Origin of the sequence: Vibrio nereis NBRC 15637 (genome assembly GCF_001591105.1) — a bacterium.
Lineage (GTDB): Bacteria > Pseudomonadota > Gammaproteobacteria > Enterobacterales > Vibrionaceae > Vibrio > Vibrio nereis.
Map to the genome: position 1 here is coordinate 227,910 of NZ_BCUD01000002.1, position 24,806 is coordinate 252,715.

Consider the following 24,806-nt stretch of genomic DNA (forward strand, 5'->3'; position numbering starts at 1 on the left):
TTAATACTGACATTACACCAGCTTACATGCCAGAAAAGTACAGAAAGAATAGAAGTGACATAGGCCGTAAATAGAATGTACTTGATCATTCTTCCGGAAGATTGATCATGTTGTTTATTGAAACAAGTCAATGCATCATTTTTGGAGAGCACCAGATAGGCAGTCAATAGAAACTGAGTGTTTCGATAATCTATACTTTTGTTATACCATCGCCTCTTGAATACAATCCTAACGGGTGGGTTACAATGAATCTTCCTTCCAAGTCCCCAACAAATTCCGATTCTTCTCAGCTTTTACTACCAAGACCTGCTGAGCTGATCACTTTGCCCTCATACATGGATTGTCATGATCATAGCTACACGCAAATTGTTATTGGCTTAAAAGGTCAGGCAGAGTTTGAAGTCAGTGGGTACGGAAACTTAGTCGGGCCAGGTCAAGGGTGTGTGGTAACTTCTAAAACCGACCATGCTTTTGGTGGTGTGGTTGGCCAGTCGGACATTCTGGTGTTAAACCTCCCAGCGCCATCTGACGACGATCCTTTGATGTTACAAAAGCTCAATGAGATCAACCAACGTGATACGTACTTTCAGCTGGATGGACAGATCCAAAAACTGATTCGTATGCTGGTGTCTGAGATGCAATCCAACCCGGAAGACCAACTGCTCAGCCGAGCGTGCAATGACACGGTGATTGCGTTGCTACAACGCCATATGTCTGAGTTCGCAACGCTTCGTAAAGAGTCGCGATTTGATTTGGAAGCTATCGACCGATACATCGAACAGCACTTAAGCCAAAAGATCTCTGTTGCCCAATTGGCGGGCAGTGTTTTCCTTGGTGAAAGTCAATTCCACAATCTGTTCAAAGAGCAAATGGGCATTACGCCTCATCAATATGTACTCGGAAAACGTATCGATATGGCGAAACAACTTATTGCACAAGGTCATTTGTCTTTGGGGCAGGTGGCGGAGCTAACCGGATTTTCTGGCCAGAGCATTTTTACGCACACGTTTTCTCGTCTCCAAGGTATTTCACCTTCTCAGTATAAGAAACAAGTTGGTTAAATGTGAAAACAAAACCATACAATATTTTGCCTTTTTACGTGTGACTCTGTGTTTGTTTTGTTAATAATCGGAGTTTTTGGCAAAAAGCTCGGAGTTTTTGACAAGTAATCAACTCAAGCTCAAAATACACTGCATGCCATTGTAAAAAACCTGATCACTTTTCTTTCAGGTATGAGATTGAGGAAAACGCATGTTTACAGCAACTGATGTGTTGAAAACCGAGTTTGTTGAGCAGCCGCTTGATAACCTTTGGTCACTGATCTCTCCACTTTATATGGTGGATGAATCACAATGGCTGAACCAATTACTACCTTTGGCGACGCCGACTGATGCTGAGAAGGCACAAATTACGGACAAAACCACTGAACTGATCAAAGCTATCCGAGCGGATAAAAAATCGATTCAGATGATCGATGCTTTATTGCTTGAATACAGTCTTGATACTCAGGAAGGTATTTTGTTGATGTGTCTGGCTGAAGCGCTAATGCGTATCCCAGATGCAGCAACGGCAGATGCTCTTATCCGCGATAAGCTAAGCGTAGCTGACTGGAAATCTCACCTGAAAAGTTCAGATTCTGTGTTTGTTAACGCGTCAACATGGGGCCTAATGCTGACTGGTAAAGTCGTTGGTCTATCAGAGTCAGAGACTCAAAGCCCTGTTAGTGCTGTTAACCGCTTAGTTAACAAAATGTCTGAGCCAGTTATCCGCCAGGCAATGCACCAAGCAATGAAGGTGATGGGTCACCAATTCGTTCTGGGCCGCAGCATTGCTGAAGCGCAGAAAAACGGCCGCACAATGCGAGACAAAGGGTTCACTTACTCTTATGACATGCTAGGCGAAGCGGCGCTAACCACCGCCGATGCGAACAAGTACTTCAAAGATTACTTGATGGCAATCGAAGCGGTTGGTCGTGACACTTCTGGTCAAGACACCAGCCCAGCGCCGTCAGTTTCTATCAAACTTTCTGCTTTGCACCCTCGTTATGAAGTAGCAAACGAAGAGCGCGTTCTAACTGAGCTGTACGATACTCTGCAACAACTTCTTCGTCGTGCCGTTGAGCTGGATGTTGCCATCACTATTGATGCGGAAGAAGCCGATCGCCTAGAGCTTTCCCTGAAGCTGTTTGAAAAGGTATACCGCAGCGACCTAGTAAAAGGTTGGGGTAAGTTTGGCTTGGTTGTTCAGGCGTACTCTAAACGTGCACTACCAGTTCTTGTATGGCTAAATGGCCTGGCAAAAGAGCAAGGTGACCTAATCCCACTTCGCCTAGTGAAAGGCGCTTACTGGGATAGCGAAATCAAATGGTCACAACAAGCAGGTTACGACAACTACCCAGTTTACACGCGTAAAGAAGCGACAGACGTTGCTTACCTAGCGTGTGCACGTTTCCTACTGAGTGAAAACGTGCGTGGTAACATCTTCCCGCAGTTTGCGAGCCACAACGCTCAAACTGTTACGTCTATCGCTGTCATGGCACAGCACAAAGATTACGAATTCCAACGCTTACATGGTATGGGCGATTCGCTGTACAACCATGTGATGGACACTCATAAGCAATCGGTACGTATCTACGCGCCAGTGGGTAGCCACAAAGACTTGCTGCCATACCTAGTACGTCGTCTGCTAGAAAACGGCGCGAACAGCTCTTTTGTTCACCGTCTAGTTGATGCCCGTTGCCCGGTTGACTCATTGACTCAACACCCAGTAGATATGTTGAATGCCTACGATACGTTGAACAACACCAGCATTCCTCTGCCTCCGGCTGTTTTCCCAGAGCGTAAAGCTGCGATTGGCGTAAACGTAGATATTGACAGCGAAGCGAAGCCATTTGAAGCGCAAGTTGAAAGCTTCATGGAGAAACAATGGGTTGCTGCACCTGTTATCAACGGTAAATCTTATGCCGAAAGCATGATCAAGGAAAACATCAATGTAGAAGATGTAAAAGCACCTTACGACCGCCGTATCCAAGTTGGTCAGGTAGCGTTTGCCACTCTTGATCATGTTTCCGAAGCTATCGAAGGTGCGCAAAGCGCATTTGCTGCTTGGCAAGCGACTGACTCAGCAGAGCGCGGCGAGAAGCTAGACAAATTGGCAGACCTGCTAGAAGAAAACCTAGCGGAGCTTGTTGCGATTTGTCACCAAGAAGCGGGTAAGACAATTCACGACAGCATCGATGAAGTTCGTGAAGCTGTCGACTTCTGTCGTTACTACGCAAAACAGGTTGATGCGCTAGGTGAGTTGGCAGTCAACGGCTTTGATGGCAAAGCTCGCATTGTGACTCGTAAAGGTCGTGGTGTGTTCGTTTGTATCAGCCCTTGGAACTTCCCTCTGGCTATCTTCCTTGGCCAAGTAACAGCAGCATTGGTTGCGGGCAACACCGTTGTTGCTAAACCAGCTGAACAAACCAGCCTAATCGCAGCACGTGCAGTAGAGCTAATGAATGAAGCGGGCTTCCCTGCTGGCACCATTCAACTTCTACCTGGCCGCGGTGCAGAGATTGGTTCAGCGTTGACCTCTCACTCAGCAATTGCTGGTGTGGCGTTTACAGGCTCAACAGCGACGGCACAACGTATTAACCAAACATTAGCAGCGCGTGATGCTGCGCCTGTTCCATTTATTGCGGAAACTGGCGGTCAAAACGCGATGATTGTGGACAGTACGGCACTTCCTGAACAGGTAGTACGTGACGTTATCCGCTCAGCCTTTGCTTCTGCCGGTCAGCGTTGTAGTGCATTGCGTGTACTGTACGTTCAAGAAGACGTTGCAGATCGCATCATTGCTCTAATTCAAGGTGCAATGGAAGAGCTGCAAGTGGGTAAGCCTTACTTACACTCAACGGATGTTGGTCCTGTGATTGATGGCACAGCCAAAGCGAAATTGGTTAAGCACATTGAGCACATGACAGCGACAGAGAAAAAAGTCGCAGAACTTAAACTTGGTGAAGAGCATCAATATGGTGATTTCGTTGCGCCGAGCGCGTTTGAAATTCGCGATATCTCTTGCCTGAAAGAAGAACAGTTTGGCCCTATCCTGCATATTGTTCGCTTCAAAGCGAGTGAGTTGCACCAGATTGTTGATCAAATCAATAACACTGGTTTTGGTCTAACTATGGGTATTCACAGCCGTAACGAAACGACTTATCGCTGGATTGAAAAACACGCGCGAGTAGGTAACTGCTACATCAACCGTGACCAAGTTGGTGCGGTAGTAGGTGTTCAGCCGTTTGGTGGTCAGGGCTTGTCTGGTACGGGTCCGAAGGCTGGTGGTCCACACTACCTATTCCGCTTTACTCAAACTCAGTTTTCTTAATCCGTAGGCGAGGAGAAATATTATGGTTCATCAAGTAACTCGTTTTTCTGATGCATTTTCGGCATGGGAAAACTGGAATTTGACAAGTTTTGAAGCAAAAAGTGAGTGCTTAGTTGCTTTCAAAAAGGCTTTGCAAAAAGCACAACCTTCGTTAGGCGCTGTTGTGTCTTACCATCTTGAGCGAGCTTCAGCACTATTGGCTGAATCGCACCAATTGGTAGGTCCGACAGGGGAAACGAATGAACTTTACACCGCGGGTCGTGGTGTGGCTTTGATTATCCAAGGTGATATGTCAGAGCCGGCTCAAAAGGCAGCATTAGCACAAGTTACCGCTGCTCTTATTGCTGGAAACAGCGTCGTATTCTGTAGTGATGACGCTGATTTCAGCCGCCAACTAGAAACTGCCTATATGCAGTCTTCATTGCCTATGAACTTGCTACAGTTTGCTCCTTTGGATGCTTATCAGCAATTGCTGGAGTCAGACGTACGTAGCGTAGGTTACGTAGGGACTACTGAGGTTGAGCGAAACATCAACCGTCAGTTAGCGAAACGAGAAGGTGCGATTGTAAGCCTTGTTTCGGAAACGGATTTTGCTGCTACCCCTGTAGCGCATGATCCACATCTTTCTCTTCGCTTTATCACTGAGCGAACAAGAACAATAAATATCACAGCAGTGGGTGGTAACGCGACCTTGCTAGAACTGGGAAGCGAAGCCCACTAACCCTCTCTTTTTCCAATTGAATTGGGACGTGTCCTCACCAACACTAGTCTTATTACAGGTGAGGACATGAGGGAAGGTATATTTTAAAAAAGAGGACATAACACATGGAAAATAGCTTTGCTATTACTACCACGTTTATTGCGTATCTAATTATGATGCTTGCAATCGGCGTTATTGCGTATCAACGAACGAAAAACTCATCAGATTACTTCTTGGGTGGTCGTTCGCTTGGCCCTTGGCCTGCAGCACTATCAGCAGGTGCATCAGACATGAGTGGCTGGCTGCTACTTGGTCTTCCGGGCTATGCATTCGCAGCAGGTATTGAAGCATTTTGGCTAGCTGGTGGTCTACTGGTAGGTACTTGGCTGAACTGGCTGATTAACGCGAAACGTCTGCGTACATACAGTATTACGACAGACTCGCTAACACTGCCAGAATACCTATCTCGTCGTTTTAACGACAACTCAAAACTGATTCAGGTAATTTCTGCTTTCTTCATTCTTCTATTTTTCCTTTTCTACACGAGCTCAGGTTTGGTAGCAGGCGGTAAATTGTTTGAAACAGTATTTGGCTTGGACTACACAACGGCGGTAATTATCGGCACGGTGTGTGTGGTATCTTACACGCTATTTGGTGGCTTCTTAGCGGTATCGTGGACTGATTTGGTTCAGGGCCTACTAATGGCGGCAGCATTGATGATTGTCCCTGTTGTTGCGATGGAAGGTGGGTTCAGCGATGTGTCTAACCAACTTCATAACATCAACCCAGAACTGCTGACACTTTGGAATGATTCAAAAGGTGAACCGTTATCTGCCATTGCCATCATTTCATTGGCTGCATGGGGTCTAGGTTACTTCGGTCAGCCACACATTCTTGCGCGTTTTAAAGCGGCTCGTTCAAATAAAGACCTAAAAACAGCACGTCATATCGCTGTACTTTGGACTGCGTTCTCTATGGCAGGTGCTCTGCTTGTGGGTGTGGTTGGTCTGATTTACGTGACTAACTCTGGTGTGTCTGTTGATGATGGCGAAAAGATCTTCATGCTACTTGTGAACGCGATGTTCCACCCTGTTGTAGCTGGTGTTCTTCTTGCTGCGATTCTGGCTGCAATCATGAGTACAGCGGATTCACAACTACTTGTATCGTCTTCGGCACTAGCAGAAGACTTCTACAAGCAAGTGTTTAAGAAAGACGCAAGCTCAGAAGAAATCGTAATGGTTGGTCGTATCGCAGTAATTGCAATCTCTATTGTTGCGTTGATTCTAGCGATGACGCCAGATAGCTCAGTACTAGGTCTAGTATCTTACGCATGGGCTGGTTTTGGTGCGGCATTTGGCCCGGCTCTAATTCTTAGCTTGTACTGGTCTCGTATGAACCGTAACGGTGCGCTAGCAGGTATCATTATTGGTGGCGTAACTATCGTGGTTTGGAAACAGCTTTCTGGTGGTTGGTTCGATGTTTACGAAATCGTACCTGGAATCATCTTTTCAACAATCGCTATCATTTCAGTAAGCCTACTGACAGGCGAGCCGGAAGAAAGCGTAAAAGCTCAACATGTGACTTACAAAAAGCACTTAGCTGAACTGGACTAAACGCTTTATATTAAACACGTTACTTGCCCCCGAGACTGAAAGGTCCGGGGGCTTTTTATTTTTCTGCTCTGTAATTTGGAACTATGTCACAAATACTTAACTAAAGTTTGAGGCTTGTGAACCAAACGCTTACAAATGTGTCAATTAAAAAGACCACATCAATTTTAGGGAGAGATAAGATGCCACAGGTGTACTGCCATTGCTGCGATAAAATCACTGCACACAAGGTTGTGATGAAGCGATGCGAAGAAGAACATCATTCAATGGTAAAAAGCATGGCCTGCTTCTTTTCAACTCTCTTTCAAGGCGCGCACTACATGAAAATGGAAAAACAGTGTTTTTGTCGCGTTTGCAATACTCAGTCAGAGTTAGTAAGTACAAACTCTTTCTCTGATGCCGAAATTGCTTAATAACACTTCGATAAAAATCTAAATTTGCTTAGCTTTGGCACTAGGTGTATCTAGGGCTTTTGGATTATGATTAGCGGAAAACCGAATATTAATCGTAAGAGCGTTAAATGGATTTAGACAGAATCGATCGTGAAATTCTCAGAACTCTAAACCTTAAGGGTCGGCTGCCTATTGTTGAGTTGGCCAAGCAGGTTAACTTAACCACCTCTCCGTGCTCAGATAGAGTGAAACGCCTTGAGAAAGAAGGCTACATCAAAGGCTATCACGCTGAACTTAATCCAGAAAAGCTGGGCTTAGATGTTCAGGTTTTTATTCATATTCGTTTAGACCAAACCAGTTTCTCTATCTTTGAGAAGTTCGCTCAGGCTGTTGAAGACATGCCCGAAATTGAAGAGTGCTATTCTTTATCTGGTGACTTCGACACCATGATCAAAGTGCGCGTTAAAGATATGAAAGCCTACCAAAATTTTATGTCTTCGAAACTTGGAACCCTGCCTGGTGTTATTCAAACCCGCAGCGAAGTCGTGATTGAAGAGCACAAAACCAGCTTTGGCGTAAACGCCGATTTAATTTAATCGTCTCGCTCTCCTGATCAATGTTTGACAATTTAATGCATGAAGTTGATGTGGTAATGAGCGGATGTTTAGTTGAAAACGTTCTGAATTCCAATATAAAAGGGAAGCCGAAGCTTCCCTTTTGATCAACACAGTGCTGTGAATTAGGCGATGAATGATGATACAACGCCAATTAAACCACCAAAGACACCGCCCCATACAACTAGCCAGCCTAGGTGCTGTTTAATCATTTTTTGCACCATTTCTTTTACAAGCTGAGGGGTCAGTTCATTCAGTCGCTGGTCGATGATCGCTTCAATGTTTGACTCGATTTCGCTCATCATTGCAGGGGATTCTAGCTGTTCTTTCAGTGCTTGTTTGACGTTGTCACTCTGGCTTATCTCCTCCATTGACTCCTTCATTTTCTCAACAAAGGGCTGTTTTAACGGCTGAAGGGCTTGAGTACCGCCAAACATTTCCAGCATTCCGCCAAATGAGGAAGCAGCAAGAACATCCACTAATGAATCGAATGTTGGGTTGAAGTCCACTTTGTCGATCACTGGGCCTAACTCTAACGTTTTGCCGCTCGACATTTCTTGGTTTAAGAATCGGTCGATGTTTTCCTGAGTGAAGAACTGCTCCATCATCAGGTTTTTAATTGCTCGTTTAAATTCTTCAAAACGTGCAGGAATAACACCTGAGCCATATAAACCAGGAACCTTTTCAAACAACATGTGGATGGCCAACCAGTTGGTAATCGCGCCAGAAAACGCGAACAGGCCAGCATAGAAAGCAATTTGATTGTCTGTTTGGTAGCCTCCTGCCAAAAGGGCAAGGGCGATGATATTAGTCAGTAGGCTCTTATTCATTACTAATAAGTCAGGTTAAGTAGAAAGGGCGCAGTATATCGCAATTATTACTGAATAGAGAAAACAGTTTCAACGACTTAAAAGTACCATTATGTTAAAAAAATGTGATACTCATTGGTTTGGCTGATAAGGGATTTTACATAATCAATCAGTAAGCGTAACGTTTAGACTGATGAAAAGTTGGAGGATCTGAGATGGCTGTACCTAAAGGCTTTACTATTGCTAGTGTTGACCGTCGTATTGACTGGACTTCAGATGTCTTTAGCTTGAGAGTGACAGGCGCGGCTGTAAACTTTGAAGCCGGGCAGTATATCAAGCTTGCGCTCTCGGACGAAAACGGCGAATTCGTCAGCCGTCCTTATTCTATTGTTAACGCCCCATTAAACAGCACAGACATGCTGGAATTCCTCATTATTGCTCACCCTGATGGCGTACTGTCTCCTCGGTTACAAAGCCTCAAAGAAGGCGATGAAATCTATGTTGGCGAGAAAGCCTATGGTGATCTCGTATTTCGAAGCATCCCTAAAGAGACTAAAAGCCTGTGGCTACTCTCGACAGGGACAGGGGTTGGGCCGTTCTTATCATTGCTGGATGACATTAACTTTCGCCCGAGCAGCGAGCACGTCGTGTTGGTGCATGCCGTTCGACATGAGCGTGAACTGGTTTACCAATACCTTATTGAACACCTTATCCAGCAATACGATGGTAGGTTGAAGTACGTTCCGATTGTGTCTCGAGAACCAGTGGATGGCGCATTGCGCGGTCGGATACCTCAGCTTCTGCAGCAGGAAAGCCTTCAGCAACACGCGGGTGTTGCGCTCAATGCCGATGACAGTTTTGCGATGTTATGTGGCAATCCGGATATGATTAAAGAAACGATTCGTATGCTGACAGAGATGGGATTAGAAAAATATCGCCGCGCAACAGGCGGCAATATTTTGTACGAACGTTACTGGTAATCATAACGTTCGTACGTTGGCTGGTGGCTATTGAGTGCGGTACTGCTTAAGTAACTCAGACAGCGATTTTGCCGCTAGGGTTAATTCTGCAATCCCGGAAGAAGATTGCTCCGTTACCGCTTTCAGTGCATTAGACTGGCTACGAATATCGGTCAGTTCGGTGGCGATGTCGTTCGCCACAGCGCTCTGTTCCTCCGCTGATGTCGATATCTGAATACTCATGTCGGTGAGCGCTCGGGCGGAATCGGCAATAGACTGAATATCCTGTCCAATATCTGCCACCAAATCACTGCTTGTTTGTGCTTGAGAGACCGTTTTGGAAGTGATAGAGGCAATGTTTTGGCTCTCGGTTTGCAACTTCTCTATCATAGCTTGAATTTCTACGGTCGCCGATTGAGTGCGGCTTGCCAGCGTTCGAACTTCATCCGCCACTACCGCAAAGCCCCGACCTTGTTCGCCAGCACGCGCGGCTTCGATGGCCGCATTCAGTGCCAGAAGGTTGGTTTGCTCTGAGATGGCATTGATGGTGGTGATCACTTCATTAATTTGCGTGGTGTTTTCATTCAAACTAGTGACTGAGCTTGAGGTTTGCGCGATATATTGCGACAGGGTGTCGATCTCTTTAATCGCGGACTGAACATGCTTGTGGCTGCCTTCAATATGAAGAGAGTCGTTCTCAGTCTGCTGGGTTGCCTGCTGAGAAATGCCAGACACTTCTTTCGCAGACGCGGTCATTTCTTCCATGGCTGTTGCGACAGAGTCCAATGAAGCGTACTGATTACGCACTTGTGATTCACTCTGTTTCATCTCGGCTTCAAAAGAGGCTGACGTCTCGGTTAAGGTTTGCGTATTTTGCTTAACGTTAATGACCAGTTCACTCAGTGTATCCATTGCTTTGTCTAGCGCGCAGCCGATGGTGCCAAATTCATCACGACCAGGGTGAAAGCCTAAGCGGGAGGTTAAATCGCCCTCTCCAATACGCAGTGTCGTTGTGTACAACACCCACAAAGCGCCGCCAATAAAAGTCGCCACCCAGTAACAGAATAGTGCAAAGGGTAATGCCCAAAGATAACTGAGTAAAAAGGTAGTTCGAGCTTGAGTCTGAATGGTGTCCAGCTTTGTTTGGGCATTGTGCGACAGTTGATAAGCAGTGCCATCGGACGATCTTTGGAATACGGTCACTATCCCATTTTCGATACGTGATTCCTGCTCGCCTGCCACCACTGAAATGTCACGCAGTGATTCAAGGCTTGCTCTGTCTCCAGTTATCAGCATGCCCTCTAGTCTGGACTCTGCTGCATGAATGGCAGCAAGGTGAGCGTTATCCATGGTAGAGGTATAGCGCCCTCCAGCTAGAAACGTAATGGTGACCAAAAACAGAGTTAAAATGACCCAAAATTTATCGTTGATCGACATTTTAATAAACAATTTGTCGATCGTTCGAAAATCAACTTCTTTCATATCTACATCCTATGTGCGCGTCTTGCTCGCAATTGAGTCCTATAAGGCGTTTATGACTGCCTAAAGCTATCGACAAATCCTGTGATTTTATGAGATTGAATTCAAATAAATATGTAATGGTCAGTATTGTAAATTTCAATAATGGGACGTTGATCTATATTGTTAGCCAAATGAAGTGAGAAACTGGGCGGATTGGTCCGTGATATTGTCCATTCAAACGCGATTTGCCTTGCTTAGGTGACTTGTTACGATGGGGTTAACCGATGACCCTAAGTGAGCCTCGCTATGCTCATGGAAGCGACGCGGGTGGGATTAAAAATGCCCTCCATGTGGGAGGGCACTGTCAGTCTTCTAATGGCTAAGCTTCTAGTGATCGAGGTAAAGGTAGTTTTGCCAGCTCTTCATCCGAATGAGTACCTTGCGCATAATCGACACGTGGCTGAACTTATCTGAATAAACCGCCACTTCAACCGCGGTCCCCAGCGGCAAACGGTACTCTGATATATCGTCAGTAATTTTTAATGTGACAAACACGCGACCACTTGTCCTGAGCGCCTCTGTGCCTACCAGAGCGCCTCTTGCCTGAAACTGGCTTTCGCCAATGGCTGGAAGCACTTCAACCACTTCACCTTTAAAGACTTTACCAGGGATGGCTCGGAACAGAAATTCGGCTTCAAAGCCCGGCTTTAGGCGTTGCAGTGAGTTCTGCCTAAAAGCAGCGGTGTAAAGGATCTCTTCAGTATGAACAAAGGTCATCACTGGAGCGAGGGGGAGTGGGACTGCCATGACACCAGGCCTTAGTGCCAACTGAGTCGCGAAGCCTTCAGTTGGCGCACGCACCACGGTCTGCTCCAGATTGAATTCCGCTTGGCGTAACTCTGCTAATAAGCGGGCGACGGCCGTATTCTCACCGCCTATTTCTGAATTCAATGCCAACTGTGCCAGTTCGACACGCGCTTTTGCTGCCTCCAACGCGGCTTGCGATGCTTTGTAAGCTTGTCTTCTGGTGTCGAGTTGTTGCTCGGTAAACGCGCCTTTGTTGTAGCCCCGTTGATAGCGGTCGAACTCTCGCTTCGCTTTGTCTCGTTCCGCAGTGGCTTGCGACTCCTGCGCGCTGGCAGCCTGTAACTCTGACTCTAACCCCAACGCACCTTGGCTCGCTTCCTTAATTTGCGCTTTAATTTTTGCAACTTCGGCTTCGTAAGGAATAGGGTCTATTCTAAATAAAACATCGTCTTTCTTGAGTGGTTGGTTGGGTTTAACTGGCACCTCAATTACTCGTCCTCGTACGCCAGATACGATGGGGGTAGAAGAGAACACTTGGTTACCCAGTTGGGTGAAAGGGTGGTTGTAGTTCATCAACAGAATCAATGTACCAATAAGAACAATGCCACCTAGCACGGCGGTCGGAACCGTCCATTTGTTGAGAGGAATTTTAAAAATCTTGAAAATGGCGATACAGATGGCCGTATACGTCATGATTAACAGTAGATCCATCAGTTATCCTCCCCGTTGTGAGCTGTGTCATTCGCTTGAGGCTTAGGCGATTTTTGTTGTTTTAATGTTTTCACTTCCTCTTGAAGCTGTGTCACTTGATCGATCAGTGCATCGACACGGTGGTGGATATCATGTTGTTCCGCTTGCAGTTTTTGGAAGCCCCAACCCCGTTCCTTTCGCCACAACGTGGCCCATATCCAAAGAAATGGCCATAAGGCGTGAAAAGTAAATAGGCTTACCCAGCCAGCATAGTGGATAGCATCTTGATGAGGGTGTTCGCGGCTTTTAGCGATTTCATAGGGGATATCGTGGATAGCAATGATACCGTAGAAGATAACCAACGTGACAAAAACCAGCAGACCCAGAGCGAAGTAATCTAGAAACATACTTATATCCTGTGTTTCGAAAGTGAGCGGAGTGACTTGATGAAACCAAGATATAAAGTATAGATAGAAAACAATAGATTAGATGCCTATCTATACGTAATTCTTATATATCAATGATGAATTTGATGTGAAAGTGATGCCTAGATCTCGCCAATATTGGAGAGTTATTCCGAGCACACCTGATTGCGGCCGTTGGCTTTGGCGCGGTACAACGCTTTATCTGCTCGATAAAAAGTACGTTGCGTATTTTCACCATCGCGATGCAGTGTGATACCGATGCTGATTGTTAATCCTCGCTCGCCAAGGATCTCTTGCCAATTGAACTGGTAGATCCGTTCTCTGAATGTTTCCGCATGTTGTTCAGTTTGGTCTAACTCAGTATCCTCAAGGATGACGAGGAACTCCTCTCCACCAAATCGCACACAGGAAGCACCGTGAAAGTTGAAGTAAGACGCGAGTTCAGCAGACACATTTACAATAGCTTTATCACCAACCAAGTGGCTTAATTCGTCGTTGATTGATTTGAAATGGTCAATATCAATCACCATGAGCGAGAAAGGGGTTTCGTGCAGCAGCAGATCTTTTAATTTGGCATCTAACCAGCGACGGTTATGAAGCTTGGTTAGCGGATCGGTGAATACGTCTTGTTGCAGTTTCGCTACCGCGTGCTTTTGACTTTCGGTTGTTTCTTTCAGCTCTTTGTTTTCGATCTCTGACAGAATGAGTTTCAGCTGAGGTTCAAAGCGGGATAAGCGCCTTAATTGATTGGCACCCAACTCGCCAATCGGGATTTGCTTGATTAAACGCTGTTCTAGCTCATACGCCCTTTTCTGATACGTCAATGCTTCTTGATAAGACGACTGCTGCTCACACATGGTGGCGAGCGTATCGCAGACCTTCAGTTTTAAGGTGGGTGAGCCGTACTTCTGAATTTTTTTATCTGCTGCCTCAAGCAACCATTTTGCCCAATGAGGTTTACTTAACTCATTTAAGCAGCAAGCCAGCTCCATTCGGATCATATTGGATAGCCAAAGAGAGTGTATATTGCCTGAGGTGTATTGAATGCTACTAAGCGAGCGCATCGCTAAGTCTAGGTTTCTTTCAAGGCGATGTATTTTTGCGCGATATAGCGAGATTTGAGCGGCCAGAGTTTTATCGCTAACAAGAATACTGAGTTCTTCGCATTCGCTGATCAGGCTTTTCGCCGCTGTTAGGCGCTTTAAATCAATATAACAGGCGAGTTTATTAAGTTTGTAACGCAACCTTAAGGAGCGGCTCGTAATGGCATGGTCAATACTGTCTAGCTTTTGGTAGTACCGCAGCGCGCGGCTATGATCACCATAGGTATCACATAAGTTCCCCATACCAAGAACCGAAAAAGCATACTCATCGATAAAACTGTGCTCAACCGAGATGTTGCATGAGTTGATGAACTCGCTTAATGCGTGGCTGAAGTCACCGCTTTCAACCAGCTTTTCAGCCATACTGTTTTTGATTTCCAGGATCAATTTGGCATCATCGGGCAAAGAGAGCAGGTTCAGCGCTTGTCTAAGCTCGTCAATACTGGCTTGAGATTGTTTTAGTTCGCAGTGGTATTTTGCGCTGATGATTAAGCATTGCGCTTCTTCTTGTGGGGACGCTGCAATGTTGTGACGAACATAATCCCAGAACGATAATGCCTCCTGGCCTGAAACAGCGGAAGCATCTAATCCTGAGTCGGAAATTTTATTGAGTAGCGCTTCCATTATTTTCGTCCTGCTGTGCTTCTTCAAGTTGTTCTAGGGTAAATGGGAAAGAGAGAATATCTTGAAAACTCACTTTCGGCAGAGATTGTTGTAATCCTCTACGTTGCCACGGGTAACTGTCAATCATACCGGATAACACATGGTAGACATTTTTAGCCGCTTCGCCTTTATCGGCCAGAAGCAGACCTAACCGATCTTTGCTTAATCGTGTGAGTATGTCGCTTTGGTTGCAAAGCGCATGAGTCAGTTCAACACACACATCCAGGTAGGCAGGATCTGGGTGTTGGATGACAATCACCGAATGATTGGAATCTTTAAGTTCGGTTTTAAACAGGATCAGTTGCTCCCACCAGTAGATCTCAGACACCAGCTTAGAAAGTTGTTTATCTGAATCAAACTCATGCTGGGCACGGATACGGTTGATCAATTTCCGCGCTCGTTGCTCCATCTGGCGTTTCGAGGTTCGCGCTTTGTCACTGCTCACTTTTGTGGTTTGGTCGCGCAGCATGTTTGTGGAATGCTGACGGTACTTTTTAAACGCGAGTAGTGCAGCGTGGCTGTCGTTGCACTCTTCAGCAACCAGAGACTGCTGATAACAAATTTGTGAAAGGAGTTCGCCATTGTCGAAAGCGAGCGCAGACTGCTCTGCATTTTTTAACAGCTCGGTGGCTTTTTGAGGATTTTTTCTTAGTCGCTCTAAGCGCGCTCGGCTGATATAAGAGTGGGCTTTCATCCACACTAAATCATGTTTGACCGCAATAGAGTGGGCTTTTCGGGTTGCTTCGTCAGCATCTTCAATTCTTTCTAACCCGAGTAAGGCTAGGCCGCGGAAGTCCCATATTTCGGCTTGCCAGGTAGAATCGTGATGATCTTTGAGTACTTCGGCTGCGCCATCGAGAATAGAAAGCATGTCGACAAAATTGCCAAGCAAATAGTGATCCCACGCCAGTAGAATGCGCGCTTTCCCTTCTAATCCATTAATTCGATTATGGTTGGCGACAATCGCCGCGAGTTCGTGGGTGCTTTTGGCCAGTTCATAATCGTGGGTAATTCGCCAAATATTCCCAAGGCCGATTAATGCTTCTATTTGAATTTTCGTTTCGCCCACAAGGGCAGATTGCTCTAGGGCGTTAATCCAAAATTGTTGCGCGGAATAATACTTCGCTTGCCCCCAATAATGCTGGGCGTGTAGGTGAAGGATTTCAGGTAAAAAGTCATCGGTATCCAGCGTATTGAGCTTAGTGTAAGCCTCTTTAACGAGCTTCAGGCCTTTGCGGTAATCCATGTTGTTCCACAAACACTGGGACATGATGACCAAACTATGGATTTCACCTTCGGGATAGTGGATTTGTGCTGAGCGAGTAGCACACTGCTCGGCTGCCACGAAAACGCTATTTGGCTCTGAATCTGCACGAGATTTGAGTTGCTCTATCTCTAATTCTAATAGCTGTTGGCTTTTATCCAATGAATCAACCCCTTACCGCGATAATGCTTTTGGTGAGCGCGCATTATAAGAATAGCAATGCGCCGAACACTACAAAAAGCATGAAAACACCAGCCATTTACGGGCTTTCGTCACATACTTGTCTATGAAAGGATATCTCGTAGTGTCAGTGGCGACTGAGTGAGCCCCAAGCGCTGCGCGGCTGTTTGCCCATCCTTGTCTTGATAACATAAGTTATGCCATGCGCGGAAAATATCAAGTAGTGGCAGCAGGCCACCGGGACGAAGCTTACGCCGAGGTTCGTTAATAAAGCTTTCAAACAGGTTTTGGAACCTCTGCTGATAGAAAGCGGATTTTTGAATAGAAGCCTGATTGAGCCAATACTCGGGCTGATTGTGTTCGCCTGCTAAGTAGCAGATGCCTTTAGCGTGGCCATTAATTGACGCGATGGCCCATCTATCACGCCACCAACCCATATGAACGATATCAATTTTGTCGATGTCTTTGGACAGCGCCCAGTCGTTATCTTCTTCTACATACATCAAATCTACGGTTTTCGCCTTGATACGTGGCAGACAAACACTCAATGCCGCAGAGCGCAAAACAGGATCTTGCGGTAAGTAGATAGAGACTTGCGCCTGCTCCTGACACATGTCGAGAACATGCATGAAATGCGCGTAAGACGTGTAGGGAGGACGAATCAAAGCACCTTTGGATGGATAGTTAAAGACGGAAAGGTTGCCCATTGGATCTTCAACGTTTCCTCTTGCCAGAATCGTTTGATACTTTTGGTCGATGCGCGTTTTTAAGTCCGGTGATGGTTCTGGCACCGGCATGTTTGCCTCAGATGAATGTTCACGCGACACAAATCGCGCTGGGAACTGGTACGGGTCATGATCGACATGACCAACTGGTTCTTCGTGAGCAGAATAATTGACGTGTTGGCAAAGAATGTATCCGCTTTGTGCTTCTCCGGTCGCTATCCACAGTACGCCATTATTACTTTTAGGTTGTAGCGGCGCGAAGTGTGAAGCCAGTTCATAGTGGTTAGCGTGGTTGACCCAGCGGGCATCGAAGGTGGAAAGTTTGCGCCGGCATCGACTGGCGATGTGATCAAGATGATCGTAAAACGTCTTTGGGTTGATCTCTAGCTTGCGGCAGATTTCCCGAACCGAGTAGCCCATAAAGAGCAAGCCAAGCAGGTTTTCTTGAAAGTGCAGTTTTTTATTGGCACCGGACCATTTATCCACAAACGTGGAGTGGCAGTTTTTACAACGATAGCGTTGGCGATCGCCGCTAAAGCCAAATGCATGGTAAAGATGTTTGTGAGTGTGTACGGACAAGCCAAAGTTGGCACAGTCGCTATTGCGACATGCAGGCAGCCCATCACTGTGGAGATGCCTTAAGCGGTGAAGCTCATTGAGAACTTCCCGATTGTTAAGTAAGGGGGGGAAAGCACCACATTCCCGACAAACCATCGCAGGTCGCTTGGGGTTAGCATGCTGCACAACGTAACGATGTGCATCACTCAATCCAAAGTTGTCACACGCCAATGTTTTACAAAAGTTGAGCTGTAACCCGTCAGCTTCCCTTGGCAATTCGCCAGATGTCACGATTCTCCCCCTCGGGGTATTAGGGCTGCCAGGGATGCCTGGCAGCAGGATATGACGAAATTAGATGTTGATTGCTGTTTCAAGTGCAACGTTCATCATGTCGTTGAATGATTTTTGACGATCTTCAGAGCTTAGTTTCTCGCCACGGATGATGTGGTCAGAAACCGTTAGGATTGTCAGTGCTTTTGCACCTAGGTCAGCAGCAACGCCGTAGATACCAGCCGCTTCCATGTCTACACCTAAGATGCCTAGTTTTTCCATCTTCTCGAAGATGTCAGCTTCTGGCGTGTAGAATAGGTCTGCAGAGAATACGTTACCTACTTTTACAGGAACTTCTTGAGCGCGCGCTTGGTTTACAGCCGTTTCTAGTAGACCGTAGTCTGCGATTGCTGCGAAATCGTGGTTGCTAAAGCGAATACGGTTTACTTTAGAGTCTGTTGATGCGCCCATACCGATCACAACGTCCATCAGGTTTACGTCGTCACGTACTGCACCACAGCTACCGATACGAATCACGTTTTTCACGCCGTATTCCGCGATTAGCTCGTGAACGTAGATACAAGCTGATGGGATACCCATACCGTGGCCCATTACAGAAATGCGTTGGCCTTTGTAAGTGCCAGTGAAGCCAAACATGTTACGTACATCACAAACTTGTTTTACATCTTCTAGGTATGTTTCTGCAATGAACTTAGCGCGTAGCGGGTCGCCTGGCATTAGTACAGTTTCTGCGAAATCACCCGGTTGAGCGTTAATATGTGGGGTTGCCATAGTTGTTACTCCAAGTTTACTAGCGGATCAGTGGGGGCTGATTACTAATTTTGTTGATTCTCATAAATCTGTTGAGGCAATACTAGCTAGCAAAGCGACTCCTCCATGAGAAGTATGTCACAAAACTACGCCATTGCACGGCTAAATTGATCGTTGATAACGTTTTTTGTTGAAACTTGTAAGGCAATCGATTCGGACAATCGATTGCCTGTGGTTATGGTTTACATTATTTGTGTGCTCACCTTTATTTGTACAAAAAATACTTTTGTATAACCTGCCTATGTGCTAAAACTTATACATGGATTATTTTTGTATAACCGGCTGGACGAAACGGAGTTTAATATGAACACTGAGATTAAAATTGGCATTAGCTCCTGTGTATTGGGAGAAAACGTACGCTTTGATTCAGGGCATAAAATCAGCAAATTTGTAACCAAAGAGCTGTCGCCGTACTTCGATTTCGTCTCTGTCTGTCCAGAGGTCGGTATGGGGATGCCAGTTCCAAGGCCAACGATACGCTTAATGTCGAATGAAGAACGGATTGCGCTGGTGGAAACCAAGGATCCGACCAAAGATCACACCAGCGCCATGTTGGATTACTCAAAAGACAAAGTCGCGGAACTCTCCGACGCCCAATTGTGTGGTTACATTGTGTGCGCTAAATCTCCAACGTGTGGCATGGAACGCGTAAAGGTGTACAAGAAAAATGGGTCAGATAATACCGGAGTGGGCCTATACACCAATGAGTTGATGCAGCAAATGCCATGGTTGCCAGTTGAAGAAGACGGCAGGTTAAACGACCCAGTGTTGAAAGAGAACTTTATCACCCGAGTCTTTACCCTGCATGATTTTTACCAAAATGTGGGCAATGACATTACCCGGGGTAATATTGTCGCTTTCCACTCGCGTTATAAGTTGACGCTGATGGCGCATCACCCTAGTTCGTACAGAGAGCTAGGCAGACTTGTTGCGAATATCAAAGATTACGAGATTGAACATTTCTATGACTTGTATCGTAAAGGGCTGATGCAAGCCATGTCGCACAGAGCGAGCCGCAAAAATAACACCAATGTTCTGATGCATATTCAAGGGTACTTTAAGCGCTATTTAGATAAAAAAGAGAAAGCCGAGTTGAGAAATGTCATCGATGACTATCGTGTCGGTGTGCTTCCTTTACTCGCGCCGTTAACGCTGATTAAGCACTATTTAGCGACGCACCCTGACGAATATCTCGAGCAACAAAAATTTTTAGAACCTCATCCACAGGAGTTACGTTTACGTTATGGGTTGTGATAAGAAGCTGTACGCAATTAGAGAAGTTTCGGAAATAACGGGTGTAAAGCCCGTTACTTTAAGGGCGTGGCAACGACGCTATAACTTGATTCAGCCTCAGAGAACGGACAAGGGGCACCGTTTATATCGAGAAGAGGATATTGAACGCATCAAGGTGATTCAGAGTTGGCTGAGCAAAGGCGTATCTATCGGTAAAGTAAAAAGCCTTTTAGAAACAGAAACGACGTTGGATGACACGCAGGTTACCCAATCTGAGCAGCTTGAGGATGTGGACGTGATTTTGGAGGCGTTATCTTCGCTTCGCCGATCCAAAGTCGAGTCAATCATCAATACAGTACTAAAAGAGTACCCGCTTGATGTGGTTGAACAACAGTTTATTCAACCTGTGTTTAAGGCGATTTCATTGGTGAAAAGAAACCAGCGAATTTTGCAAGACAGCTTGTTTAAAAGCTTATTGATTGCGCGTTTAGAATCGATCATTGAGTCAGAAAACAAAGCCGCCAGAGCAGGTAAGTGCTTACTAGTCAGCTATACCCATAATCGCGATGTTGCCAGTCGTCTTTGGGCTGCTCAGCTTTCCCAAAATGGGTGGCATATCACGCTAATGGACGATGTCGAAGATGTCTCTGGTTTGAACGATTTGGACTTGTCAGCCATTTATAACTCGGTTGCCTTCTACAGCCCTAAACCGGTCACTGAAGCTCAGAAATTGGCCATTGAGCAATTGACTGAATCCTATTCAGGTCAGGTCACCCTTTCTGAGGTGCTTGAGCTTACGAGGAGCTAATAATGAATATTGTATGGCTGCGACGTGACTTACGCGTCGATGATAACAGCGCGTTACTTGAAGCTGCCAAAGGCAATAATCCAGTGGTGGCTGTGTATATTGCCACTCCTCTAACTTGGCAAGAACATGATCTGGCGCCGATTCAGGCCGATTTCATTTACCGCCGTTTGTTTGAGCTGCAAAAAGATCTCGCGGCTTTACATATTCCTCTGCTTTATTTCGAAGTGGATACGTTTACAGAGAGCGCCGATAAAGTGGTCGAATTGGCGCAAGCGCTTAAATCTGAAGGCGTATTTATTAACAAAGAGTACGAGCTGAATGAAACCCGGCGCGACGATTATTTGGATCGACGTTTAAACTCGCTAGATAAAACGCTGCACCGATTTGACGACAAATGCATTTTCCCACCAGGAAGCGTGGTCAATAAGCAAGGCGCGTATTTCAAAGTGTTTACGCCGTTTAAAAAGGCGTATCTCAGCAAGTTGTCGCAATTTCCTGTTCACCCAAAAAAAGCAGCCCAGCTAGCGTGTAAAGCGGATCTAGGCGAGTATGAAGGCCACGTGCTTACCGCCGACAGTCCGTTCAGTTACCCGCGTGTTTCGAGTGAACGTTATCCAGTCGAAACAAAAGCCATTTACGATAGGCTCAGAGCGTTTAACGATGAAATGGTTGAACGCTACAAAGAGGAACGAGACTTTCCTGCGGTAGATGGTACAAGTGGTCTGTCGCCTTATCTTACGATCGGTGCACTATCGGTAAGGCAGTGCATGGCGAGAGTTCTGTATCAGCAGTCATTACCATTGAGTTTAGGTCGGGAAACTTGGCAAAGTGAACTGATTTGGCGAGAGTTTTATCAGCATCTCACTTACTTTGAACCCAAGTTGAGCATGGGGAAAAGCTTTCTGCCTTGGGGCCAGGCGCTGGTTTGGCAAGGCGATGAGAAGCGAATCAAAGCTTGGAAAGAAGGGAAGACAGGCTACCCTATTGTCGATGCCGCGATGAAGCAGTTGAATCAAACGGGTTGGATGCACAATCGTTTGAGAATGATTGTTGCCAGCTTCTTGATTAAAGATCTGCAAGTCGATTGGCGGGTTGGTGAGGCCTACTTTATGAGTAAGTTGATCGATGGAGACTACGCATCCAATAATGGTGGCTGGCAGTGGTGTGCATCAACCGGTTGCGATGGTCAGCCTTACTTTCGGATCTTCAATCCTACGACACAAGGGGAGCGGTTTGATCCTAAGGGGGACTTTGTTCGATATTGGATTCCAGAGCTAGCCTCGGTTCCAGATAAGCACATTCATCAGCCTTGGAAATATAGTAATGTCAACGCGTTGTCATATTCAGCGCCAATTGTTGATCATAAGGCGCAAAGAGAGATAACCTTGGCAAATTACAAAAATGCTAAGGACGCTATGAATGCTTCGTAAACTCATTGCTCTCGGCTGCTTGGTAACTTGCAATGTGTTTGCTGCGAGTTACCAACTACCGCCGGAAGGCAGCAATATTGTTGGGCGCATACAGTACCATAAGGTGGTTCAGGGCGAGACCATCGCAGAAATTGCCAAACAGTATGATGTGGGTTTTCTCGCTTTAATGGCCGCGAATAAAGGGGTTGATCCGTTTTTGCCTGAAGCGGATTACATGTTAACCATTCCTACAGAAATCATCTTGCCGAATGTTGAGCGAGAAGGCGTGGTGATCAATCTCGCTGAGTTACGCCTCTACTACTTTCCGAAAGATGCCGATGTAGTTCATATATTCCCTGTTGGTATTGGCCGTATCGGTCGAGATACGCCGATTATGGAAACCTCCATCAGCCAAAAGCGACCTAACCCTACCTGGACACCACCTGTATCAATACGCAGGGAATACTTAGCCAAAGGCATCGAGTTACCTGCCGTGGTTCCTGCCGGGCCAGATAACCCGCTGGGTGAATTTGCACTTCGCTTGGCTTACGGTAATGGCGAGTATCTTATCCATGGTACCAACAAAGATTTCGGGATTGGTTTGCGAGTGAGCGCTGGCTGCATTCGCATGGAGCCGAAAGACATTGAGTGGTTGTTTCCCAACGTAAATCGCGGTGACAAAGTTCAAGTTATTGATGAACCCATCAAAGTGACACTTGAACCGGATCGAAGTGTGTTTATTGAAGCTCATGAGCCGTTAACAAGAAGTGATGGTACCAAGAAAGAGCTGACTGTTCCGCTGGAGTTGAGCTGGTGGCTGGATGAATTTGGTTATTCGGATTCTAAGGTGAAGGCTGCGATAGCCGCGCAAAATGGTTTGCCAGTTGAAGTCGTCGGACCCAAGTGGTGATACGATTCATAAGAATAGCGATAAAAAGAAAGGGCCTGCAATTGCAGGCCCTTTCTTTTAGAAAGACATAATTACTTAGTGTAAGACTGAGCAATGTTGTCGATGCGCTCGTTTGCGCGTGCTGCTTCTTCTTGAGCTGACATCGCTGCGTCTGTAGAACGACGAACGTCAGATTGTAGAGATTGCACGTCTTGGCTTAGCTGGCTAACTTGGTTGCTCAGTTCGTCCATTTTTGCTGTTGTTGCTTCGTCTGGACCAGATGCACAACCAGCTAGTAGAAGTACAGATGACGTTGCAGCTGCGATCAACATTTTGTTCATAATCGAACTCCTTGATTTGGGTAAGTATCAATTGTGCTTAACGTGGTTCTATACATTATGATCGTATAGTAACTCGTTCAGTGTAGTTGCTAATTTACTTTACCAAAAGGTCAACAAAGTCAAAAAAACCCAAGAATTTAGGTAATTATCTAATTAATTGAGCAATGTCTCACAGGAGAGAATCTAAATTGCAAGCATCAGTGCTGAAAAAACTCGGCTTAAAAATGAGAACAAGCATTATTTTCTGTGATCACTATCCACTTTGGGCAAATATGGGTATCATACGCTGTTAATTAAATTTTCATGTCCTGAATGGCGAATAGTGGCCTTTTGGGGACGGTGTAATAAAGATGGAGAATACCTTGCACTTCAAAGATTTAGGCTTAGACAATCGCTTACTAAAGAACCTAAAGCACTTCGACTTTAAAAAAGCGACAGAGATCCAACAAAAAGCAATCCCAGTTGTGATTGCTGGTAAAGATCTGTTGGCGTCATCAAAGACAGGTTCTGGTAAAACGCTAGCTTTTGTTCTACCTATGTTACATAAGTCGCTAAAGAACAAGGCATTCTCTGCAAAAGATCCACGAGCATTGATTCTTGCACCAACTCGCGAGCTTGCAAAACAGGTGTATGGTGAGCTTCGCACGATGCTTGGTGGTTTATCATACGACGCAACCTTGATCGTCGGTGGTGAGAACTTCAATGATCAGGTTAAAGCTCTGCGTCGTTACCCTAAATTTATTGTGGCAACTCCAGGCCGTTTAGCGGATCACTTGGAGCATCGCTCAATGTTTCTCGATGGTCTAGAAACTCTGATTTTGGACGAAGCAGACCGTATGTTAGATCTGGGTTTTGCGCCTGAACTTCGTCGTATTCATAAAGCGGCAAAACACCGTCGTCGACAAACGCTGATGTTCTCGGCAACGCTGGATCACGCAGAAGTTAATGACATTGCGTTTGAAATGCTCGATGCGCCTAAGCGTATTGCGGTTGGTGTATCTAATGAAGAACACAAAGACATTACCCAGAAGTTTTACTTGTGTGACCACCTAGATCATAAAGAAGCGATTCTGGACCGTGTGTTAGATGAGGCCGATTACAAGCAGCTGATCATTTTCACGGCGACTCGTGCTGATACCGATCGCTTAACGGAAAAATTAAACGAGCGTAAACTGAAAGCCATCGCACTGAGTGGCAACCTCAACCAGACACAGCGCAACACCATCATGAGTCAGTTTGAGCGTGGGGTATTTAAGATCCTCGTGACAACAGACGTTGCTTCGCGCGGTTTAGATATTGCCAACGTCACTCATGTTATCAACTTCGATATGCCAAAACATACTGAAGAATACGTTCACCGTGTTGGTCGAACGGGCCGTGCTGGTAATAAAGGTGATGCGGTTTCGCTGGTTGGTCCTAAAGACTGGGATAGTTTTAAACGTGTCGAAGCCTACTTGCAGCAAGATCTTGCTTTCTCTGAACTTGAAGGTTTGAAAGGCAAATTCAAAGGCTTGAAACCACGTAAACCTGATTTTCGTGGTAAGTCTAAGACAACAAAAACCGCTAAACCACAGGCGAAGAAAGTGGCGAAGAAACCAGTCAAACGCGATAAAGCCTTCTATCAGAATGTGGCTGTGGGTGACTCGGTCTTTATTCCGAAGAAAAAAGTCGCGCCGAAAGCTGACGATGAGTAG

Annotated in this window: 21 protein-coding genes; 12 read left to right on the forward strand and 9 right to left on the reverse strand. The window is 45.8% G+C overall.

Translation table 11 applies throughout. The features are described 5' to 3' along the window. Window positions 1–245: 245 nt before the first annotated feature. The 6 genes from VNE01S_RS03880 (at window position 246) to VNE01S_RS03905 (ending at window position 7,669) form a co-directional block, all read left to right on the forward strand. Window positions 246–1,061, forward strand: coding sequence for an AraC family transcriptional regulator (locus VNE01S_RS03880; protein WP_053396056.1), 816 nt, complete (start codon window positions 246–248; stop codon window positions 1,059–1,061). A 190-nt stretch (window positions 1,062–1,251) separates the two neighbouring features. Further along, a complete protein-coding gene (gene putA / locus VNE01S_RS03885) occupies window positions 1,252–4,371 on the forward strand; it encodes a bifunctional proline dehydrogenase/L-glutamate gamma-semialdehyde dehydrogenase PutA (RefSeq protein WP_053396057.1) in 3,120 nt (1,039 codons plus the stop codon). A gap of 22 nt (window positions 4,372–4,393) precedes the next feature. Continuing rightward, window positions 4,394–5,092: a 1-pyrroline-5-carboxylate dehydrogenase gene (locus VNE01S_RS03890; protein ID WP_053396058.1), complete on the forward strand. Its 699-nt coding sequence runs from the start codon at window positions 4,394–4,396 to the stop codon at window positions 5,090–5,092. 104 nt (window positions 5,093–5,196) lie between these two features. Beyond that, window positions 5,197–6,684: a sodium/proline symporter PutP gene (gene putP, locus VNE01S_RS03895; protein ID WP_053396059.1), complete on the forward strand. Its 1,488-nt coding sequence runs from the start codon at window positions 5,197–5,199 to the stop codon at window positions 6,682–6,684. A 179-nt stretch (window positions 6,685–6,863) separates the two neighbouring features. Beyond that, window positions 6,864–7,094, forward strand: a complete 231-nt coding sequence (locus VNE01S_RS19560; RefSeq protein ID WP_053396060.1) for a hypothetical protein — start codon at window positions 6,864–6,866, stop codon at window positions 7,092–7,094. A 107-nt stretch (window positions 7,095–7,201) separates the two neighbouring features. After that, entirely contained in the window at window positions 7,202–7,669 is a 468-nt protein-coding gene (locus tag VNE01S_RS03905; RefSeq protein ID WP_053396061.1) for an Lrp/AsnC family transcriptional regulator, read from the forward strand. Window positions 7,670–7,812: 143 nt separating this feature from the next. On the opposite strand, the gene VNE01S_RS03910 is transcribed toward VNE01S_RS03905, so the two are convergent. Next, window positions 7,813–8,517, reverse strand: coding sequence for a DUF445 domain-containing protein (locus VNE01S_RS03910; protein WP_053396062.1), 705 nt, complete (start codon window positions 8,515–8,517; stop codon window positions 7,813–7,815). Between the two features lie 194 nt (window positions 8,518–8,711). On the opposite strand from VNE01S_RS03910, the gene VNE01S_RS03915 reads away from it, so the two are divergent. Further along, window positions 8,712–9,476: a ferredoxin--NADP reductase gene (locus tag VNE01S_RS03915; protein ID WP_053396063.1), complete on the forward strand. Its 765-nt coding sequence runs from the start codon at window positions 8,712–8,714 to the stop codon at window positions 9,474–9,476. A gap of 27 nt (window positions 9,477–9,503) precedes the next feature. Here VNE01S_RS03915 and VNE01S_RS03920 read toward each other — a convergent pair whose 3' ends face one another. The 7 genes from VNE01S_RS03920 to deoD form a co-directional block, all read right to left on the reverse strand. Continuing rightward, the gene (locus VNE01S_RS03920; protein ID WP_053396064.1) at window positions 9,504–10,937 is read right to left on the reverse strand and encodes a methyl-accepting chemotaxis protein; all 1,434 of its coding nucleotides are present in this window, start codon (window positions 10,935–10,937) and stop codon (window positions 9,504–9,506) included. A 366-nt stretch (window positions 10,938–11,303) separates the two neighbouring features. Next, on the reverse strand, window positions 11,304–12,434 hold the full coding sequence (locus VNE01S_RS03925) for an HlyD family secretion protein (RefSeq protein WP_053396065.1): 1,131 nt from the start codon (window positions 12,432–12,434) through the stop codon (window positions 11,304–11,306). Next, complete coding sequence (locus VNE01S_RS03930; RefSeq protein WP_053396066.1) at window positions 12,434–12,820, reverse strand: DUF3302 domain-containing protein; 387 nt, start codon at window positions 12,818–12,820, stop codon at window positions 12,434–12,436. Before VNE01S_RS03930 ends, VNE01S_RS03925 begins: the two co-directional genes overlap by 1 nt. 164 nt (window positions 12,821–12,984) lie before the next feature. Continuing rightward, window positions 12,985–14,565, reverse strand: a complete 1,581-nt coding sequence (locus VNE01S_RS03935; protein WP_053396067.1) for a GGDEF domain-containing protein — start codon at window positions 14,563–14,565, stop codon at window positions 12,985–12,987. Next, window positions 14,546–16,030, reverse strand: a complete 1,485-nt coding sequence (locus VNE01S_RS03940) for an ATP-binding protein (protein WP_053396068.1) — start codon at window positions 16,028–16,030, stop codon at window positions 14,546–14,548. The genes VNE01S_RS03935 and VNE01S_RS03940 overlap by 20 nt, the downstream gene beginning before the upstream one ends. 122 nt (window positions 16,031–16,152) lie before the next feature. Continuing rightward, entirely contained in the window at window positions 16,153–17,622 is a 1,470-nt protein-coding gene (locus VNE01S_RS03945) for a lactate dehydrogenase (protein ID WP_053396069.1), read from the reverse strand. A gap of 60 nt (window positions 17,623–17,682) precedes the next feature. Next, a complete protein-coding gene (gene deoD, locus VNE01S_RS03950; protein WP_053396070.1) occupies window positions 17,683–18,393 on the reverse strand; it encodes a purine-nucleoside phosphorylase in 711 nt (236 codons plus the stop codon). A 342-nt stretch (window positions 18,394–18,735) separates the two neighbouring features. Between deoD and VNE01S_RS03955 the strand changes: the two genes are divergently transcribed. Genes VNE01S_RS03955 through VNE01S_RS03970 form a run of 4 tightly spaced genes read left to right on the forward strand, consistent with a single transcriptional unit; the run spans window position 18,736 to window position 22,792 of the window. Next, the gene (locus tag VNE01S_RS03955) at window positions 18,736–19,686 is read left to right on the forward strand and encodes a YbgA family protein (protein ID WP_053396071.1); all 951 of its coding nucleotides are present in this window, start codon (window positions 18,736–18,738) and stop codon (window positions 19,684–19,686) included. Continuing rightward, entirely contained in the window at window positions 19,676–20,473 is a 798-nt protein-coding gene (locus VNE01S_RS03960) for a MerR family transcriptional regulator (protein WP_053396072.1), read from the forward strand. The genes VNE01S_RS03955 and VNE01S_RS03960 overlap by 11 nt, the downstream gene beginning before the upstream one ends. Before the next feature lie 2 nt (window positions 20,474–20,475). Beyond that, a complete protein-coding gene (gene phrB / locus VNE01S_RS03965; protein WP_053396073.1) occupies window positions 20,476–21,903 on the forward strand; it encodes a deoxyribodipyrimidine photo-lyase in 1,428 nt (475 codons plus the stop codon). Next, entirely contained in the window at window positions 21,893–22,792 is a 900-nt protein-coding gene (locus VNE01S_RS03970; RefSeq protein WP_053396074.1) for a L,D-transpeptidase family protein, read from the forward strand. Before phrB ends, VNE01S_RS03970 begins: the two co-directional genes overlap by 11 nt. Window positions 22,793–22,863: 71 nt before the next feature. Here the strand turns inward: VNE01S_RS03970 and VNE01S_RS03975 are convergent, their stop codons facing one another. Then, window positions 22,864–23,112: an Lpp/OprI family alanine-zipper lipoprotein gene (locus VNE01S_RS03975; protein WP_053396075.1), complete on the reverse strand. Its 249-nt coding sequence runs from the start codon at window positions 23,110–23,112 to the stop codon at window positions 22,864–22,866. A 350-nt stretch (window positions 23,113–23,462) separates the two neighbouring features. Here VNE01S_RS03975 and VNE01S_RS03980 point away from each other — a divergent pair, with 350 nt between their 5' ends. Continuing rightward, window positions 23,463–24,806, forward strand: a complete 1,344-nt coding sequence (locus VNE01S_RS03980; protein ID WP_053396076.1) for a DEAD/DEAH box helicase — start codon at window positions 23,463–23,465, stop codon at window positions 24,804–24,806.

What these genes read in the sequence shown, in the direction of transcription:
- VNE01S_RS03880 (WP_053396056.1), top strand. Translation starts at nt 246, where the DNA reads ATGAATCTTCCTTCCAAGTCCCCAACAAATTCCGATTCTTCTCAGCTT.
- putA (WP_053396057.1), top strand. Translation starts at nt 1,252, where the DNA reads ATGTTTACAGCAACTGATGTGTTGAAAACCGAGTTTGTTGAGCAGCCG.
- VNE01S_RS03890 (WP_053396058.1), top strand. Translation starts at nt 4,394, where the DNA reads ATGGTTCATCAAGTAACTCGTTTTTCTGATGCATTTTCGGCATGGGAA.
- putP (WP_053396059.1), top strand. Translation starts at nt 5,197, where the DNA reads ATGGAAAATAGCTTTGCTATTACTACCACGTTTATTGCGTATCTAATT.
- VNE01S_RS19560 (WP_053396060.1), top strand. Translation starts at nt 6,864, where the DNA reads ATGCCACAGGTGTACTGCCATTGCTGCGATAAAATCACTGCACACAAG.
- VNE01S_RS03905 (WP_053396061.1), top strand. Translation starts at nt 7,202, where the DNA reads ATGGATTTAGACAGAATCGATCGTGAAATTCTCAGAACTCTAAACCTT.
- VNE01S_RS03910 (WP_053396062.1), bottom strand. Translation starts at nt 8,517, where the DNA reads ATGAATAAGAGCCTACTGACTAATATCATCGCCCTTGCCCTTTTGGCA.
- VNE01S_RS03915 (WP_053396063.1), top strand. Translation starts at nt 8,712, where the DNA reads ATGGCTGTACCTAAAGGCTTTACTATTGCTAGTGTTGACCGTCGTATT.
- VNE01S_RS03920 (WP_053396064.1), bottom strand. Translation starts at nt 10,937, where the DNA reads ATGAAAGAAGTTGATTTTCGAACGATCGACAAATTGTTTATTAAAATG.
- VNE01S_RS03925 (WP_053396065.1), bottom strand. Translation starts at nt 12,434, where the DNA reads ATGGATCTACTGTTAATCATGACGTATACGGCCATCTGTATCGCCATT.
- VNE01S_RS03930 (WP_053396066.1), bottom strand. Translation starts at nt 12,820, where the DNA reads ATGTTTCTAGATTACTTCGCTCTGGGTCTGCTGGTTTTTGTCACGTTG.
- VNE01S_RS03935 (WP_053396067.1), bottom strand. Translation starts at nt 14,565, where the DNA reads ATGGAAGCGCTACTCAATAAAATTTCCGACTCAGGATTAGATGCTTCC.
- deoD (WP_053396070.1), bottom strand. Translation starts at nt 18,393, where the DNA reads ATGGCAACCCCACATATTAACGCTCAACCGGGTGATTTCGCAGAAACT.
- VNE01S_RS03955 (WP_053396071.1), top strand. Translation starts at nt 18,736, where the DNA reads ATGAACACTGAGATTAAAATTGGCATTAGCTCCTGTGTATTGGGAGAA.
- VNE01S_RS03960 (WP_053396072.1), top strand. Translation starts at nt 19,676, where the DNA reads ATGGGTTGTGATAAGAAGCTGTACGCAATTAGAGAAGTTTCGGAAATA.
- phrB (WP_053396073.1), top strand. Translation starts at nt 20,476, where the DNA reads ATGAATATTGTATGGCTGCGACGTGACTTACGCGTCGATGATAACAGC.
- VNE01S_RS03970 (WP_053396074.1), top strand. Translation starts at nt 21,893, where the DNA reads ATGCTTCGTAAACTCATTGCTCTCGGCTGCTTGGTAACTTGCAATGTG.
- VNE01S_RS03975 (WP_053396075.1), bottom strand. Translation starts at nt 23,112, where the DNA reads ATGAACAAAATGTTGATCGCAGCTGCAACGTCATCTGTACTTCTACTA.
- VNE01S_RS03980 (WP_053396076.1), top strand. Translation starts at nt 23,463, where the DNA reads ATGGAGAATACCTTGCACTTCAAAGATTTAGGCTTAGACAATCGCTTA.